Source organism: Thalassospira sp., from assembly GCF_002709775.1.
Lineage (GTDB): Bacteria > Pseudomonadota > Alphaproteobacteria > Rhodospirillales > Thalassospiraceae > Thalassospira.
On sequence record NZ_PAQR01000008.1, the window covers coordinates 1 to 15886 of the forward strand.

The 15886-nt window shown below is 57.5% G+C and carries 12 protein-coding genes and 1 pseudogene; 6 read left to right on the forward strand and 7 right to left on the reverse strand.

What is annotated here, in order from left to right; translation table 11 throughout:
• Positions 1-187, reverse strand: a pseudogene (locus CMO10_RS04180) (S-(hydroxymethyl)glutathione dehydrogenase); the annotation flags it as partial.
• Positions 188-308: 121 nt separating this feature from the next.
• Here CMO10_RS04180 and CMO10_RS04185 point away from each other — a divergent pair.
• The gene (locus tag CMO10_RS04185; protein ID WP_297019008.1) at positions 309-1193 is read left to right on the forward strand and encodes a LysR substrate-binding domain-containing protein; all 885 of its coding nucleotides are present in this window, start codon (positions 309-311) and stop codon (positions 1191-1193) included.
• Between the two features lie 68 nt (positions 1194-1261).
• The gene (locus tag CMO10_RS04190) at positions 1262-1444 is read left to right on the forward strand and encodes a YegP family protein (RefSeq protein ID WP_297019009.1); all 183 of its coding nucleotides are present in this window, start codon (positions 1262-1264) and stop codon (positions 1442-1444) included.
• A 77-nt stretch (positions 1445-1521) separates the two neighbouring features.
• Here the strand turns inward: CMO10_RS04190 and CMO10_RS04195 are convergent, their stop codons facing one another.
• Both CMO10_RS04195 and CMO10_RS04200 read right to left on the reverse strand, forming a co-directional pair.
• Positions 1522-2304, reverse strand: a complete 783-nt coding sequence (locus tag CMO10_RS04195; protein WP_297019010.1) for a 3-hydroxybutyrate dehydrogenase — start codon at positions 2302-2304, stop codon at positions 1522-1524.
• Positions 2305-2413: 109 nt separating this feature from the next.
• Positions 2414-4039 (reverse strand): sigma 54-interacting transcriptional regulator, encoded by a 1626-nt coding sequence (locus tag CMO10_RS04200; protein WP_297019011.1) that lies wholly within the window; start codon positions 4037-4039, stop codon positions 2414-2416.
• 225 nt (positions 4040-4264) lie between these two features.
• On the opposite strand from CMO10_RS04200, the gene CMO10_RS04205 reads away from it, so the two are divergent.
• Positions 4265-5491: a methionine gamma-lyase gene (locus CMO10_RS04205; protein WP_297019012.1), complete on the forward strand. Its 1227-nt coding sequence runs from the start codon at positions 4265-4267 to the stop codon at positions 5489-5491.
• Positions 5492-5582: 91 nt separating this feature from the next.
• On the opposite strand, the gene CMO10_RS04210 is transcribed toward CMO10_RS04205, so the two are convergent.
• Positions 5583-6485: a substrate-binding periplasmic protein gene (locus CMO10_RS04210; RefSeq protein ID WP_297019013.1), complete on the reverse strand. Its 903-nt coding sequence runs from the start codon at positions 6483-6485 to the stop codon at positions 5583-5585.
• Positions 6486-7070: 585 nt separating this feature from the next.
• Between CMO10_RS04210 and CMO10_RS04215 the strand changes: the two genes are divergently transcribed.
• The gene (locus tag CMO10_RS04215) at positions 7071-9455 is read left to right on the forward strand and encodes a transketolase (RefSeq protein ID WP_297019014.1); all 2385 of its coding nucleotides are present in this window, start codon (positions 7071-7073) and stop codon (positions 9453-9455) included.
• Positions 9456-9526: 71 nt separating this feature from the next.
• On the opposite strand, the gene CMO10_RS04220 is transcribed toward CMO10_RS04215, so the two are convergent.
• The 3 genes from CMO10_RS04220 to CMO10_RS04230 all read right to left on the reverse strand — a co-directional run bounded on the left by CMO10_RS04220 (position 9527) and on the right by CMO10_RS04230 (position 11600).
• The gene (locus CMO10_RS04220) at positions 9527-10255 is read right to left on the reverse strand and encodes a MarC family protein (protein ID WP_297019015.1); all 729 of its coding nucleotides are present in this window, start codon (positions 10253-10255) and stop codon (positions 9527-9529) included.
• 109 nt (positions 10256-10364) lie between these two features.
• The gene (locus CMO10_RS04225) at positions 10365-10700 is read right to left on the reverse strand and encodes an HNH endonuclease signature motif containing protein (protein ID WP_297019016.1); all 336 of its coding nucleotides are present in this window, start codon (positions 10698-10700) and stop codon (positions 10365-10367) included.
• Positions 10701-10706: 6 nt separating this feature from the next.
• Positions 10707-11600, reverse strand: a complete 894-nt coding sequence (locus CMO10_RS04230; protein WP_297019017.1) for a M48 family metalloprotease — start codon at positions 11598-11600, stop codon at positions 10707-10709.
• A 420-nt stretch (positions 11601-12020) separates the two neighbouring features.
• Between CMO10_RS04230 and CMO10_RS04235 the strand changes: the two genes are divergently transcribed.
• Both CMO10_RS04235 and CMO10_RS04240 read left to right on the forward strand, forming a co-directional pair.
• On the forward strand, positions 12021-14522 hold the full coding sequence (locus tag CMO10_RS04235) for a type I secretion system permease/ATPase (RefSeq protein ID WP_297019018.1): 2502 nt from the start codon (positions 12021-12023) through the stop codon (positions 14520-14522).
• The gene (locus tag CMO10_RS04240) at positions 14522-15829 is read left to right on the forward strand and encodes an HlyD family type I secretion periplasmic adaptor subunit (protein ID WP_297019019.1); all 1308 of its coding nucleotides are present in this window, start codon (positions 14522-14524) and stop codon (positions 15827-15829) included. The genes CMO10_RS04235 and CMO10_RS04240 overlap by 1 nt, the downstream gene beginning before the upstream one ends.
• The last annotated feature ends 57 nt before the right edge of the window (positions 15830-15886 follow it).

Here is a 15886-nt window from a genome sequence, read left to right on the forward strand (position 1 = left end):
CCGGGAAGATGCCCTCGGGATCGTCGCCCGACAGGGTGAAGGCATCGGTGTGGCAAACGCCGGTCGCAACGATCTTGACGCGCACTTCGCCAGCTTTCGGCGGGGCGACCTGAACTTCTTCGATCGACAGCGGTTTGCCTGCTTCCCAGGCGATGGCGGCTTTACAGGTAATGGTTTCGGCGCTCATGACGCTACTCCGATGTTTGGATGTGTAATGCCAACAGTCTATTTATTTCCCTTGATGTGATAATCCGCTATTTTGGTAATTCACTTTTACGTATGTGTAATAATCAAGATGGGGTCGGGCGATGAATGCCTGGGACGGGATCAGCGAATTTATCGCCGTGTCCGAACGACAAAACTTTACCGCCGCTGCCAAGCAACTTGGCATTTCGGTCGCCCAGGTCAGCCGACAGGTCACAGCGCTTGAGGAAAAGCTGGGCGTACAGCTTTTCTACCGCACGACGCGCAAGGTCAGCGTGACCGAGGCCGGGCAGATTTACTATCAACATTGCCGACAGCTGCTTGATGGTCTGGACGAGGCAGAGCGCGCGATTGGTAATCTGACCGAGCTGCCGCGCGGCAAGCTCAAACTCACCGCGCCGACCACCTATGGCGAGACGGTGATCGCCCCGCTGGTCAATGATTTCGTCACCCGCTATCCCGATCTGGAAGTGCAGTGCCGCTTTACCAACCAGAAGCTTGATCTGGTGCTTGAAGGCTATGACATGGCGATCCGCCTGGGCCGATTGGAAGGCACCACGGGCAGCCTGATGACCCAGCAGCTTTCAACGCGGCGCCTTTATGCCTGTGCCGCACCCAGCTACATCGCCAAGCGCGGCGAGCCCTATTCACTCTCGGAGCTGCACCACCATAATTGTCTGGTCGGGACACTTGATTACTGGCGCTTTGAAGAAGATGGCCGTGAACGCACGGTGCGTATTCACGGCTCCATCCACGCCAATAGCGGGCAGGCGCTTCTCGATGCGGCGCGCAAGGGCATCGGCATCGTGCAATTGCCCGACTATTACGTCGATCCATGGATTGCGAGTGGTGACCTGGTGCCAGTGCTGACCAAATACCAGCCATCCGATGAAGGCATCTGGGCGATATATCCAACTAACCGCCACCTCAGCCCGAAAATCCGGATGCTGGTGGAGCATCTTGGGCGGTATTTGGGTCAGTCATCCTGATTTTCTGTCACAACTACTCTTCTCCTACGTCAAACCCTCAATGCATTTCGGTTTGAAGGAGGCGAGCGATGTCAAAGTGCACTGGGTCGAAAGGTGATCTGTGGGAGCTTTATGAGGCAAAGGATGGCTGGCGTTGGCGGCGGACGGCGAGTAATGGCAATATCGTCGGGGCCGCGACACAGGGCTATTCGAATAAATCCGACTGCATCGCAAATGCCAAGCGCAACGGATGTGATTGCGATTTGAGCTAGGTCTCGTGCAATCGGCGCAAAGAAAAAGCCCCGCAGCTTGTGCTGGCGGGGCTTTGGTGTTTTGGAGAGCCTGCGCGTTACTGCGCCGTCCAGCCACCATCGACCGAAAGGTGCGTGCCGGTCATTTGTGATGCGGCGTCTGAGCACAGGAAGAGGGCTGTCTGACCGATTTGTTCGGGGCTTACGAACTGTTTGGACGGGTGTTTGTCCGAAACAAGGCGGGTTGCAGATTCCTCGACCGAGATGTTGTTTTCCTTCGCGCGCGCCTCGATCTGGCGTTCGACCAGTTCGGTGCGCACCCAGCCCGGGCAGATGGCATTGGCCGTGATGCCGGTTTCAGCCGTCTCAAGCGCTGTCACCTTGGTCAGTCCGATCACGCCATGCTTGGCTGCGACATAGGCGGCCTTCTGGACCGATGCGACAAGGCCGTGGGCCGATGCCGTGTTGATGATGCGGCCCCAGTTTTTTTGGCGCATATAGGGCACGGCAAGGCGGGTGGTGTGGAAGACCGATGACAGGTTGATCGCAATCACTGCGTCCCACTTTTCAGGCGGGAACTCTTCGACATTGGCGGTGTATTGGATGCCGGCATTGTTGATCAGGATGTCGACGCCGCCAAACTTGGCTTCGGCGTCCTTCATCATCGCTTCGATCTCGTCCGGTTTGGACAGGTCGGCACCGTTATAGTGCGCGGTGACACCGTAATCGGTTTCAAGGCCCTTGCGGGTTGCCTCGATCTCATCAGCATCGCCAAAGCCATTGAGCATCACATCCGCACCAGCGCCCGCAAGTGCCTTGGCCATGGCAAGGCCGATCCCGCTGGTTGAGCCGGTGACGAGTGCGCGTTTACCTGTCAGCATTTTGTCTTCTCCCTGTATGTGAGGAGTTTGATCCTCTTGTTAAGTTAGGTGGATCATGCCGCAGTGCAATGTAAGTGGCAAGAAATGCTGTTGTGGGGCGTGCGGCTTTTTAGTTCCCGATACCGTATTTGCGCAGTTTGTTGGCGATTGAGGTATGTGAAACGCCCAGCCGATCGGCCAGTTTGCGCGAGCTTGGATAATCCGGATAAAGTCGTGCGAGCATTTCACGTTCGAGCAAATCCATGCCGCTGTTGAAATCGCTTTGCGCGAGCGCGGTGGCGATCAGGTCGGGGGGCTCGGTTGTTTGGGTGGGGGTGTCTTGCACGGTATCGGATGTGCTCTGTGCCGGGGCTTCTGATGTGCGGGCGGTGCCGCTGGCAGCATCGGCGAGGTCGCGCGCACCAAGCGTGTTGCCATCCAGAAGGGCGACGGCGCGAAACAGGGTGTTTTCAAGTTCGCGCACATTGCCCGGCCAGTCATGGGCGCAGAGCCAGTCAAGCCCGTCACGCGCCAGGCGTGGTGTGCTGCGTTCGGTCTGCTGGGCGGTGCGGTCGATGAAAAAGGCAGCCAGATCGGCAATGTCTTCGACCCGATCACGCAAGGGCGGCAGGGTGATGCCAAGAACGTTGAGGCGGAAATAAAGATCCTCGCGAAAGGTGCCGTCATGCGACATAGCTTCAAGATCGCGGTTGGTCGCACTGATGATGCGGACATCAACGGTGATTTCATCCGTGCCGCCCACACGCCGGAAGCGGCCATCCTGCAGCACGCGCAGAAGCTTTGCCTGCAGATACGGGGTCAGTTCTCCGATCTCATCAAGGAACAAAGTACCGCCATCGGCCAGTTCCAGAAGCCCCGGCTTGCCGCCGCGACGCGCCGACGTAAAGGCCCCGGCGGCGTAACCAAACAGCTCGCTTTCAGCCAGACCTTCGGGCATGGCGGCACAGTTAAGGGCGAGAAACGGTTGATCTGCGCGTGCGCTTGCGCGGTGACAGGCGCGGGCAAACAGCTCCTTGCCAGTGCCGGTTTCGCCCAGGATCAGGATCGGGGCATCAATGGCCGCCAGACGTTCGGCCTGTGATTTGACGCGCAGCATCGCGCGGCTGGTGCCGATAATGTCGTCAAAGCCGGTATGGCTGCGATCCTGAAGGGCGGTGATCACGCGCCCCAATCGGGCCGGGCGGTGAAAGACCATCACCCCGCCCCAAGGGGCATCATCGGCACTATCGGATCCGTCATCGACATGACCGATTGGTTCGACCTGCAAAAGATAGGTTTGCCCGCCCAGCGTGACTTCGCGTTCCGGCAGGTGAAAGCCGCCTTGGCGTAAATCTTCAATGGATGGTTCAACAAGAATGCTCGCAATATCCTGATCACGCAGAGGTTTTTCAGGGGTGGCTGAAATCGCCTGTGCGGCCGGGTTAGCCTGCGCGATCAGGCCGTTGGCATCGACCGCAATCACCGGATCGCCAAGGGCGGCGAGGGTTGCGTGCAACTGTGCGCGACGGCGTTCGGTCGGCAGGCGGTCGATTTCGGTAATGTCGAAAATACCGGGAATTTGTTTGAGCGCGTGCGACAGAAGCAGAAAGCGTTCCGGGCGCACGGCGGGAATATCGGCATAGATATGATGGGTGGTGACTTCAAAAGCACGGATGTCCAGGCCCTGATCAGTCAGGACATTAATCACGTCGCGCGTAATGCCAAGCCTGTTTTCACCGCGAATTTCAAACCGCATAACTGTACCGATAAATTTACACTGTAAGATAAAATATACAGTTTTAAGCTTCTGAAATCCAGCGTCTTTGACATGTGCGGCGTTGGAATGCACCAGAGTGTAAATAAAAATTTACACCATCAAATCAGACAGTTTCGCCAAACTCTTGAAAGCAAACAATTTTTAAATCTGGCACGGTGCTTGCGGTGATGTAGGCAGAATAAACGCATTTCAAGGAGCCTTCCGATGTCTGCTCATGATAAACACAACAGTGCCAAAACCGGTTTTGCCACCCGTGCGATCCATCACGGTTACGATCCGCAAAGCCATAATGGCGCACTGAACCCGCCGGTTTACATGTCTTCGACCTTTGCGTTCGAAACAGCCGAGCAGGGCGGGCGGTTCTTTGCCGGTGACGAGCAGGGCTTTATCTATTCGCGTATCGCCAACCCGACGCTGGATCTTCTCGAAAAGCGTTTGGCCGTGCTTGAAGGCGGTGAAGCTGCAGTTGCGACCGCATCGGGCATGGGCGCGATTACGTCGGTCTTCTGGACCTTTATCGAGCCGGGTGACGAGATCATTGTTGATCGCACGCTGTATGGCTGCACATTTGCCTATTTCCGTCATGGTCTGGAAAAGTTCGGCATCAAGCACACCCATGTCGATCTGACCGATCCGGCGGAACTGGAAAAGGCGATCTCGGATCAGACCAAGATTGTCTATTTCGAAACCCCGGCCAACCCGAACATGCGTCTGGTTGATATAGAAGCCGTCTCCGAAATCGCGCACAAGCATGGGGCGAAGGTCGTTGTCGATAACACCTATTGCACGCCCTATCTGCAGCGCCCGATTGAGCTTGGGGCCGATATCGTTGTGCATTCCGCGACCAAGTATCTTGGCGGCCATGGCGATCTGATGGCTGGTGCGGTGATCGGAACGCTTGAAGACATGACGCAGGTGCGTCTGGTCGGGTTGAAGGACATGACCGGTGCGGTCCTGTCGGCACAGGATGCCAACCTTGTGATGCGCGGTCTTAAAACGCTTGAGCTTCGCATGGAACGCCATTGCGACAATGCCGAAAAGATCGCCGATTTCCTCGCCAAACATCCGAAGGTCGAGAAGGTCTTCTATCCGGGGCTTGAAAGCGATCCGCACCACAAGCTTGCCAAAAAACAGATGGACCGGTTTGGAGGCATGATCGCGTTTGAGCTTAAGGGCGGCATCGAGGAAGGCCGTAAACTGATGAACGGGCTTAACATGATCACCCGCGCGGTCAGCCTTGGCGATGCGGAAACCCTGATCCAGCATCCGGCATCGATGACCCATTCAACCTATACCGCCGAAGAACGCGCGGAATATCAGATCACCGATGGCCTGATCCGCCTGTCGGCCGGGCTTGAAAGCATCGGTGATATTCTGGCGGATCTGTCGAATGCGCTTGATCGTGATCAGATGGCGATTGCGGCCGAGTAACGCTTACGCGTGACGTTTCGCTGACTTTTAGCCTGTGCAGGTTTGCCATGCCCCGGATCATTTCGGGGCGGTGAACCTGCCGGGCCTTTAGTTAGTCGTAGATGCCGTATTGCCGCAGCGCTTCTGTCGATTGAGGCGTGATCTTGTCATTGCGGATGCGGAAAACCCGGATGTCGCGCAGCTTGATGTTCTGGAAGGACGGGGCGGTTTCCCAGTTGGTTTTCAAAAGGTCAAACAGCAGGCCGTTGGAATAGGCACGCTTTAATCCGGCCTCGATCGCATCGCGCAGGCGGGGTTCATTGGGGCTGAAAAAGAAATAGATCGGCTGGGGATAATAAAGCGCGATTTCCGGCGCAATCACGATGCCCTTGGCCTGTTCCTTCATCCAGTTCCATTCAGCATGAATTTGCCAATAGGCCCGCGGATACAGATCAAACCGGTTGGCCGCCAACATCCGGTGCAACGTGGCATAGCGCCCGACCGCAACCGAAAAACCGTTATCTTCCAGGATGGCATTATCTGGCCAGCCAAGCCCCTGACCCATGGAGAATTTTTGCAAATCTTCGACCGATTGCACATCCGAAAGATCATCCAGCATGTCTTCGCGCGTCATGAACAGTCGCACGCCGGTCGTGCCAAGATAGATCGGCACATAGGCGGGCAGCAGAACCTCTTCACGTTTGGCGTTGGTACCAAAGAAGACGGTGTTGATTTCCTTGCCGGCCTGAAGCATCGGAATGCGGCGTTCCTCGGTCGGGTAATCCATGCAGATCGGGGTAATCGTGATGTCTTCGCTGCTCAGGCGTGCGGCAAGGCGCAAAAGATCAACATGATATTCCGAATACTGATCCCAGGCGACTTTGCGTTGGCAGTAATCGGATCCGACATCCATCGGCAGTTTGACGACAAGCGCGTCCGACCGGTTCTGGGCGATTGCCATGTTTGAAACACCCACCAGCATCAGCATCGCGACCACAAGAACGCGCGCAAGCATGCCAAGCCAATCGGCATGGTCACACGACGCAGTTTTTTGCGGGTCTGTGCTGGGCAGGTTGATCAATGAAGCACCGGTCGGGAGAAATCTTGAACGTTTGGTCAGGTTGCGGGGCGACCTATCCGTTTGGGAATGCGACTTTTGGCTAATAGGGCAGGCAAAGGCAAATCGTTTCAACGCATGGCTGGGGCGATTTTTTGCAAGTGGTGGCGTTGGTTTCGTTGGCTTTGCGCGGGTTTTTGCGCGCTCTGGCCTGAGTGCTCTTGGGTTGAAACGGTCGTTGAAAAATCCGCCTTTTTGCGAATCGTCCCACCCGAATGGGCGTTTTAGGGTGCGCGAAATAATGTTTCAGACCGGAAATTCGACAGTTTGCGCCCGATCGTCGCAGCCGATTCCAAGGCTTTGGTCAAACTGCCGCAGGTTTTGTGAAAAGCGGGGCCGGGTGCTTGATTTTCCTAAGCCCGCCTTAAAAATCGACCCTTGCAGCAAAACGCATCTGAAACACCGTGGGCAAATCTGCGCTGCCTGCGGTGAATAAGCCAAAAAGCAGATAACTGACGCATCGAAAATAGGGAATATACGGAAATGTCAGCACAAGAAGCCGCACCGGAAATCGGTGAAATCATCGAAGCAAGCAGCACCGGCAACATCAATGCCAAGGACCTTGAGATGCTCGGTCTGCTTGAAAAGAAAGTGCGCTGGCTTTCAAGCTGGACAATCCATAACGCCAACCATCTGCGCCCCAAGCGCGACGGCATCAAGGTTGGCGGCCATCAGGCCAGCTGTGCGTCGATGACGACCCTTATGACGGCGCTTTATTTCAATGTTCTGCGCCCGCAGGACCGGGTGGCGGTCAAGCCGCATGCAAGCCCGGTCTTTCATGCGATCAATTACCTGTTTGGCCGCCAGACCAAGGAAAAGCTTGAAAGCTTCCGCTCCTTTGGTGGGGCGCAATCCTATCCGTCGCGGACCAAGGATGGTGATCAGGTTGATTTCTCGACCGGTTCTGTTGGCCTTGGTGCGGCGGTGACGAACTTTGCAGCCCTCACACAGGATTACCTGCGCTACAAGGACATGCTGCCCAAGGGCGAAACACCTGGTCGCATGGTTGCCCTTGTCGGGGATGCCGAACTTGATGAAGGCAATATCTATGAGGCGCTGCTTGATACCTGGAAACATGACATTCGCAATGTCTGGTGGGTGATCGATTATAACCGCCAAAGCCTTGATGGTATGATTGATGCCCATCTGTTCCGTGTCATTGGCCGGTTCTTCCGCGCGGTCGGCTGGAACGTGATCACCATCAAATATGGCCGCAAGCTGCATGATGCCTTTGCCAAGCCGGGCGGCAAGTCACTGAAAAAGTGGCTGAACGACGTGCCGAACGACATCTATTCCGCGCTGACCTTCCAGGGCGGCGCAGCATGGCGCAAACAGATTACCTCCGACATGCCCGGCGACAACGCGCTGGCAGATCTTCTGGGGCAGTATGACGATGATGCCTTGCATGATCTGATGACCAATCTGGGTGGGCATTGCATGGAAGCGGTGCTGAGCGCCTTTGACGCAGTTCCCAATGACAAGCCGACCGTCTTTATCGCCTATACCGTCAAAGGGTATGGCACGCCGCTTCAGGGGCACAAGGACAACCATGCGGGCCTGATGAATGTGCCGCAAATGGACGCCTTCAAGCTGCAGAACAAGGTCGCCGACGGGCAGGAATGGGATATCGCAGCTGGCCTTGATATCAGTGCAGATGCACTTCGCGATTACATTGCCAAGGCACCGTTTAACGATGATGCCCCGCGCAACAAGTCGGCCAAGCACATCACCATTCCCGACATGCCCTATGCACGGACGGAAACATCAAGCACGCAGGAAGTCTTTGGCAAGGTTCTGAATGAACTGGCCAAGATGAAGAACAGTGATCTTTCTGATCGAATTGTCACGACCTCGCCCGACGTGACGGTCTCGACCAACCTTGGCGGCTTTGTGAACCAGCGCGGTCTGTTTGGCCGCGAAGAACTGGCCGATGAGTTCAAGGAACGCAAGGTCCCCTCGGCCCAGAAATGGATCCGCTCCCCAAGCGGCCAGCATGTCGAGCTCGGCATTGCCGAAAACAACCTGTTCCTCAATCTCGCCGCCCTTGGCCTGTCGCACAGCCTGTTTGGCGAGCGCCTGTTTCCGATCGGCACGCTTTATGATCCGTTCATTGCGCGCGGTCTCGATGCGTTGAATTACGCGTGCTATCAGGATGCGCGTTTCATGGTCGTGGCAACACCAAGCGGCATTACGCTGGCGCCGGAAGGCGGGGCGCATCAGTCGATATCAACCCCGATGATCGGCATGGGCCAGCCGGGCCTGACCAGTTTTGAGCCAAGCTTTGGGGATGAACTGGCGGCCATCATGGGCTGGTCGTTTGACCATATGCAGGACCCGGAAGGTGGCTCGATCTACCTGCGTTTGTCGACCAAGCCGCTGTCGCAGCCGGAACGTGACCTGTCAGAAACGCAAAAGACCGAAATTATTTCGGGTGGATACTGGCTGCGCCAGCCGGGCGAGGATTGCAAGATGGCGATTGCCTATTGCGGTGCCATGGCGCCTGAAGCAATTGCCGCCTGGGAAAAGCTTTCCGAAGACCATCCGGGCTTGGGCCTGCTGGCTGTCACCTCGACCGATCGCCTTTACAATGAATGGCAGGATCTCGAACGTGCTCGTCTTGAGGGCAAGGCCGATGGCAAGATGTCGCATGTGGAAAACCTGCTCAAACCACTCGCCCCGGATGCCCGCCTTGTCACGGTGATCGACGGCCACCCGGCCGCCCTTGCATGGCTTGGCGGTGTGCGCGGTCACGCGGTCGCACCGCTTGGCGTCAATGCCTTTGGCCAGTGCGGCGACAGCATCGCCCTTTACGATCACTACCAGATCGGCACCGAGGCCATCCTGCGCGCGGCGAAGCGTTGGGACTGATTAGGCGATATAGAACGCAAAAGGGAGGGCAGATTGCCCTCCCTTTTTTGTTTGGGTTGGTATCGGATATCTCAGAAAAACGCCTGTTTCACACCATCAATGATGAACTGGACGGCCAATGCGGCCAGGATCATGCCAAGCAGGCGCGATACGACGGTGGCGACCGTCGGGCTGAGGCGTTTGGCAACGACGTTTGCCAGCAGGAAGAAGACAAAGGCGATCACCATCACGACGGCGACAACGCCAATCACGCTGGCCTGCATGGCGATATTGTCTTCGAATTTGCCCATCAAAAGCATCACGGATGCGATGGCACCGGGACCTGACAGGAACGGGATCGACATCGGGAAGATCGAGATATCGTCGGCCTCGTCATCGGGGATGGTCGGGCCGTCTGCGGTTTTGGTGGCGGGTTTCTTGGCTTTGGCCTTGGCGGTTTTTGCGGCCTTTTCCGCCTCGTGGTCTTCTTCGAGTTCCTGATGGACCTGTTCGGCGCGCTCGTTACGTTTTTGGCTGCGTTTTTCAAACAGCATCTCAAGCGCGATCAAAAACAGCAACGTGCCCCCGGCAATCCGGAAGGCGGGCATATGAATGCCAAACACACCCAGCAACCCTTCACCGATCAGGGCAAAGGCCGCGAGGATAAAGAAGCTGGTCAAGCAGGCCCGGATTGCCATGCGCCGACGATGGGCGGCACTTGTGCCCTGGGTCAGGACGATAAAGACCGGTACCAGACCCAGCGGGTCAATGATCACGAACAGGGTGACAAAGACCGGGATCAGTTCATTAAGCATTGGCATCGGTGTTTCCTGCTGTCGGCGGTTTCGCGTTTGACGCGTATATTGCGCCTATCTTGGCAGGTAAATGGTTAAATTGGCAGTTCTTTCCCCCGCGCACCAACGCAGCAGCTTATCGGCGCTTGCCACGATTGCGGCCATAGCGCCCGGCACTTTCCGGCCAGTCGACATAATCATCGGGTTTCTTGCGCACCCATTTGACGAACTTGATGATGTCGGGATGGGCCAGAAGTTTTGCGGGGCTGTCGTAGTCGCGCGCCAAGGTGGCTTCATCAAACAGGCGATGGATCATGCGGTGGCACACCCGGTGCAGCCATTCGGTTTCGGTCCCGCCCTGCGATTTCGGGCGCCAGTGATGGCGATCCACACTGGGACCGGCGATCATCGCGCGCCCACAGATCGCGCAGGTGCCAAGATCAGAGCTGTTGGAGTTGTCCGCTGCTGCCATGGCCGATTATTGCGGCGGCACGCGCCGGTTTTCAAAGAATTTCTGCCAGGTGCCGGGCTTAAGGTCACGGAGCGCCTTGATGCGTGAGCCGACGGATGGGTGAGTATCGAGCAGGCTGGGCGGCTGAGTGCTGCGATACGGAACAAGGCCAAGCCGCTTGCGATTGATCTGATCGATGTGAAGCAGGGCATCAATCATGTCTTCCGGGCCATTTAGCAAATCACTCGCCCCGTGATCGGCGGCAAATTCGCGGTCGCGGATAACGGCGCGCTGAAACAGGAAGCTGATGGTCGGCACGGCACCAAACAGGACAATCATCCAGGCCGGTGGATTGAAATCGCCAAAGATAAAGATCGCCAGACCAAACAGCGCAATCGTCCATGTTGCGCGATAAAGCACATCGGTAATCAGCAAAATGCGCGTGTCGCCATGCCAGGCATGCGCCACTTCATGGGCAAGAATGGCGCGCATCTGACGCGGGGAAAGGCCATGCACCGCATCGCTTGAAATCGCAATCGTCGTGTTGTCATCGGTGCCCGTCGTGATGGCATTGACCCCCTTGCCGGGCAGCAAAAACAGCTTTGGCTTGTGACCAAGGCCGGCGCGTTCGGAAAGCAGGCGACTCATTTCGTGGATGGCGGGATAATCTTCACCCGATAGCGGACTCGCGCGCAGCATTTTCATGAGCACGTCCGGCGAGATCATCGGCGACAGGGCCAGCATCAAGGCAACCGCAACACCGGCCGAGATCATCATCGATACTCCGCCCAGCATCCAGGCACAGGCGGCAAGCACACCGATCATGCAGGCCATCAGCCCGCCCGCGTGAGAGACTCCGCCCGGCTCGATGGCGAGAAACCGTTGAATGAAGCCCGGAAGTTGCGGCGTGTTGTCAGCCATGAAGGGTTTGCCTGTCGGGTTTGGTGTTGGCGCGATACCCCAAAGATAGGGCGCGAAGGGGCAATTGCGCAAATGGCACATCGCACGGGATTGAAAAAAGGCTATATCAGGCAGGGTGTTAAGGGCATTGATCCAGCACAGATTTTGGCAGGTCTTTGTGGCACAGGATTCGGTGCCAGAATTTGGCTGAAATGGTCCGGTCAGAGGATGCGGTAAGGCAATGAAATAAAGGGCTTTGCGGCAAAATTTTAACACATCCTTATATATTCGACTAGAATAGTGGGAGTATGCCATTGGCTAGGATACCCGTTGTGGCTTCGCTGCGCGGGTGGTTTGCCATGCGTGATTGGCAAATGGCCAAAGGCAACAAATATAAGGGTTTCGCCCATGTTTCATGGGTGGATATAGCGGAAGGAACGAATGGGCCTGTTGGATAGAATCCGGCCAACCCGCAAATCGGATGCGGGACGCGAGGGGGATCGTACCCCGCTGGAACGGTTGTTCTGGCGGTCGATCGCGCTTGTCGGCGGATTCTCGATGGTGATCAACCTGCTCAACATGGTGATCCCGATCTATTCCATGCAGGTGTTTGACCGCGTTCTTTCCAGCCGGTCGGTTGATACGTTGGCCCTGCTCACACTTGGTATCGGTCTTGTTCTGGTCTTCATCGCATCGATGGAACAGCTGCGATCAAGGGTTCTGATCCGGGTCGGGACTGCACTTGATCTGCGCCTTGGTGGGGAGCTGTTTGCCCATGTCGTGCAGCAATCAGCCCGCGGCAGCCAGATGCGTCAGCGCCCGCTCCGGGATCTTTATGGATTGCGCGGTTTTCTGACCGGCAGCGGGCCCTTTGCCCTGATCGATTTCATGTGGGCGCCGGTCTATATCGGGGTGGTGTTCATTTTCGACACCCGTCTTGGCATGGTGGCCTGTGGCGGTGCGTTGCTGTTGATCGTGATCGCGATCGCCAACGAGGCGGCCGCCAAAATCTCGGTCGACCGGTCGGAAGAAAGCCAGAACCGCGGCATTGCGCAGGAAGAAACCTATGTCCGCAATGCCGAGGCGATGGAAGCGATGGGCATGACCCAGTCGGCCCGTCAGCGCTGGCAGGCGGGCCAATCTGATTCGCTTTATTGGGAAGGTCAGGCCAGCCGCCGGGTCGGCACATCGACCACGCTTTCGCATTTTGTCCGACTTGCCATGCAGGTCTGCTTTATCGGTGTCGGGGCCTATCTGGTTCTGTCCGAAAGCATCACAATCGGCATCATGGTGGCTTCCATGATCCTTGGTATGCGCGGCTTGGCACCCTTTGATGGGGCGGTGACCGCGTGGCGCAGCTGGAATGCAGCGCGCAGTTCGTTTGAGCGCCTTAACAACATCCTGCTTGAAAAACGTCAGACCGTCCCGGCCCCGATGCCGCGTGGCCGTGGCATGGCGGTCAGTGTGGACCGGCTTGTCTTTGCGCCGCCCAACAGCCGCAATGTCTTGTTCAAGGGGTTCTCGTTCAAGGCGGGACCGGGGCAGATCATTGCGCTTGCCGGGTTTAACGGGGTTGGTAAAACCGCCCTTCTGAAACTGATCATGGGCATCTGGTTGCCCGGTTCCGGGTCGGTGAAGCTTGATGATGTTGAAGCATCACGGGTCGATCGCACCGAAATGGGGGCGCAGATCGGCTATCTGGCGCAGAACCCGTTCCTGTTCCCCGGTACGATTGCCGAAAACATTGCCCGTCTGGGCAATGCGGAAATGCGCGACATCATTCAGGCGGCTGAGCTTGCCGGTGCGCATCAGTTCATCCTTGATCTGCCAGATGGTTACGACACGCGGGTGGATCGCGGTGGGCGTAACCTTTCGGGTGGGCAGCGGCAATTGATTGCCTTGGCGGCCGCCCTGTTTTCGCGTCCGCGCCTGTTGCTGCTTGATGAGCCGACAACCGCCCTTGATGACAGTGGTGTCGCCCATATCAGCGAACTGATCGAAGTCTTGCGCCGCAATGGTATTACGACCTTTATCGTTAGCCACGAACGCGAAATTCTGGCGCGTGCCGATGCCATTCTGGCACTAGCAGACGGTCAGATTCAGGTGGTCCCGGTCAAGGGTGGTGCCAAACCGGCAATACCGAAACCAGCCAGTGAAGACGATGAAATTACCGGCGCAGAAATTGCCCGTGGCCTGCCGCCAAGTGCCCGCCCGGCTGCGGCGGATGTGCCGCCGTCCGATGGGCAAATGCGGATCACGCCAAAACAGATCGCCGTTCCCAATCCGGATGCGCCGCGTCCGATTGTTGAAAAGAACAGCGCGCCCAACACCCATCTGGCAGCCGCTATGAGCGCCCCCGCGCCTGAAGCTGAGCCCGAGATCGAGGAAATGCCGGAAATTGCCGATTTCGGATCGACTGGCGAAACCGGATCGGGCCGGGCGCAGGCCGCCAAACAGGCCGCCGGGATTGCCAAAACGGAAATGAAGCCGCAGCCGACCCCGGGCGGCACGATGATGACCATGCGCCCGGTACGCAAAAAGGAAGCGGCGACACAGGATGCCGCGCGCAAGGATCCGCCAGCCCGGCCGTCGCGTGAAGCCCGTCCGGCCAGTGCCGCCGATCTTGCGGCCAAACGCCCTGCAGCCAAACCGAAAACACAGCCCGAACGCGCCGCCCAACCGGCCCGCAAGCCCGCAGCGCAGCGCAAAATGAGCGAGGCCGAAGCCATCGCCAAGGCGCGCGAAGAAGCGGCAATGCGCATGCGCAAAGTGCGTGAGGATGCCGAACGGGCCGCCGCCGCACGGGCGCCGCGCCGCAGACCAGCAGATGCGGAAGATCGCCCGGCAGAACGCGAAAAGGTGCGGGCACAAACCGCACGACGCGGCCGCCCGCAATTGCGTGTGGTTGAAGGATCGGCCGAGCGTCGACAGGGTGGTGCCTGATGTCTGGTGGTGTGCAACTTCCAACCGCGCGCGAGCTTAGCACTGACGTCAAGCCGTTGGTGCGGATCGGGTTTTTGATCCTGTTTTTGGGGTTTGGCTCTGTCCTGCTGTGGGCGGGCACGGCCGAGGTCAATTCGGCGGCAACGGCAAGTGGCGTGGTCGCGCCATTTTCCGGCCGTCAAAGTGTGCAGCATCTTGAAGGCGGCATCATTCGTGAAATTCTGGTGCGCAATGGATCACGGGTTCAGGCGGGTGACGTTCTGGTACGGCTTGATGACACCCGATCGCGTGCTAGCTTTGATCTGCTCAACAACCGCTATCTCAATGCGCTGGCGACCCAGACGCGCCTTGTTGCCGAACGTGCGCAGGAAGATCATCTGACCTTCCCACAGCCGCTTGAAGACCCGCGTTACTTCTCGATCACGGATGCGCAAACCACCCTGTTTGAAAGCCGCCGCAGCGCGTTCAAGGGCGAGGTCGAGCTTTATGACGAGCGGATCAAGGAGCTACGGCGCGAGATTGTCGGCACGCGCGAGCAAAAGATTGCCGCCGAACAGCAGGTCGGCATCGTCAAGGAAGAGCTCGCCATGGTCAAACCGATGGTGGACCTTGGCTATGCCAGACGGACCCGCTTGTTGCAGCTTGAAAGCCGTTTGGTTGAGACCCTTGGCAATATTGGTCGCTATTCCGCCGATATCGCGCGGATCGAACAACAAATCCAGCAGGTCAAGGCCAGCCAGTCGCAGCTGATGCGCGATCATTTGCAGTCGATCAATACCGAACTGCGCGACGTGCAAAGCGAGATTTCCGACCTGAACGAACGTCTGCGATCGGCCGAGGATATCCTGGTGCGGTCCGACATCAAGGCACCGCGCAACGGCACGGTGACCAACATGCAGTTCACCACCGTCGGCGGGGTTATTCCGCCGGGTGCGCAGGTGCTTGAAATCGTGCCGGCCGATGATCGTCTTGTCATCGAAGCCCGCGTTTCGCCCAACGACATTGACGTCGTTTCGGCCGGACTTCCGGTCAATATCCGGGTGACCTCGTTCAGCCAGCGCTGGTTCGCACCAGTCAAGGGCACGGTCACCGACGTTTCACCAGACCGTCTGACGGACTCTGAAGGCCGATCCTATTTCCAGGCGATGGTCGAGATCGACGCAGAGAGCCTGGCCGAGCATGAAGGCATGATTCTTTCGCCCGGCATGCCTGCCCAGCTCGAGATCGTGACAGGGGCCAGAACGATTCTTGCCTATCTGTTTTCACCGATCACCACCAGCTTCGATCGCGCATTCCGCGAACAGTAAAGAAGCAAAGAACGTATAGGTCGGGGTGGGTCGATCTATACAACCTGACAGATTCTG

Coding starts and splice junctions, on each gene's coding strand:
- CMO10_RS04185 (WP_297019008.1), top strand. CDS start 309: ATGAATGCCTGGGACGGGATCAGCGAATTTATCGCCGTGTCCGAACGA.
- CMO10_RS04190 (WP_297019009.1), top strand. CDS start 1,262: ATGTCAAAGTGCACTGGGTCGAAAGGTGATCTGTGGGAGCTTTATGAG.
- CMO10_RS04195 (WP_297019010.1), bottom strand. CDS start 2,304: ATGCTGACAGGTAAACGCGCACTCGTCACCGGCTCAACCAGCGGGATC.
- CMO10_RS04200 (WP_297019011.1), bottom strand. CDS start 4,039: ATGCGGTTTGAAATTCGCGGTGAAAACAGGCTTGGCATTACGCGCGAC.
- CMO10_RS04205 (WP_297019012.1), top strand. CDS start 4,265: ATGTCTGCTCATGATAAACACAACAGTGCCAAAACCGGTTTTGCCACC.
- CMO10_RS04210 (WP_297019013.1), bottom strand. CDS start 6,485: ATGCTTGCGCGCGTTCTTGTGGTCGCGATGCTGATGCTGGTGGGTGTT.
- CMO10_RS04215 (WP_297019014.1), top strand. CDS start 7,071: ATGTCAGCACAAGAAGCCGCACCGGAAATCGGTGAAATCATCGAAGCA.
- CMO10_RS04220 (WP_297019015.1), bottom strand. CDS start 10,255: ATGCCAATGCTTAATGAACTGATCCCGGTCTTTGTCACCCTGTTCGTG.
- CMO10_RS04225 (WP_297019016.1), bottom strand. CDS start 10,700: ATGGCAGCAGCGGACAACTCCAACAGCTCTGATCTTGGCACCTGCGCG.
- CMO10_RS04230 (WP_297019017.1), bottom strand. CDS start 11,600: ATGGCTGACAACACGCCGCAACTTCCGGGCTTCATTCAACGGTTTCTC.
- CMO10_RS04235 (WP_297019018.1), top strand. CDS start 12,021: ATGGGCCTGTTGGATAGAATCCGGCCAACCCGCAAATCGGATGCGGGA.
- CMO10_RS04240 (WP_297019019.1), top strand. CDS start 14,522: ATGTCTGGTGGTGTGCAACTTCCAACCGCGCGCGAGCTTAGCACTGAC.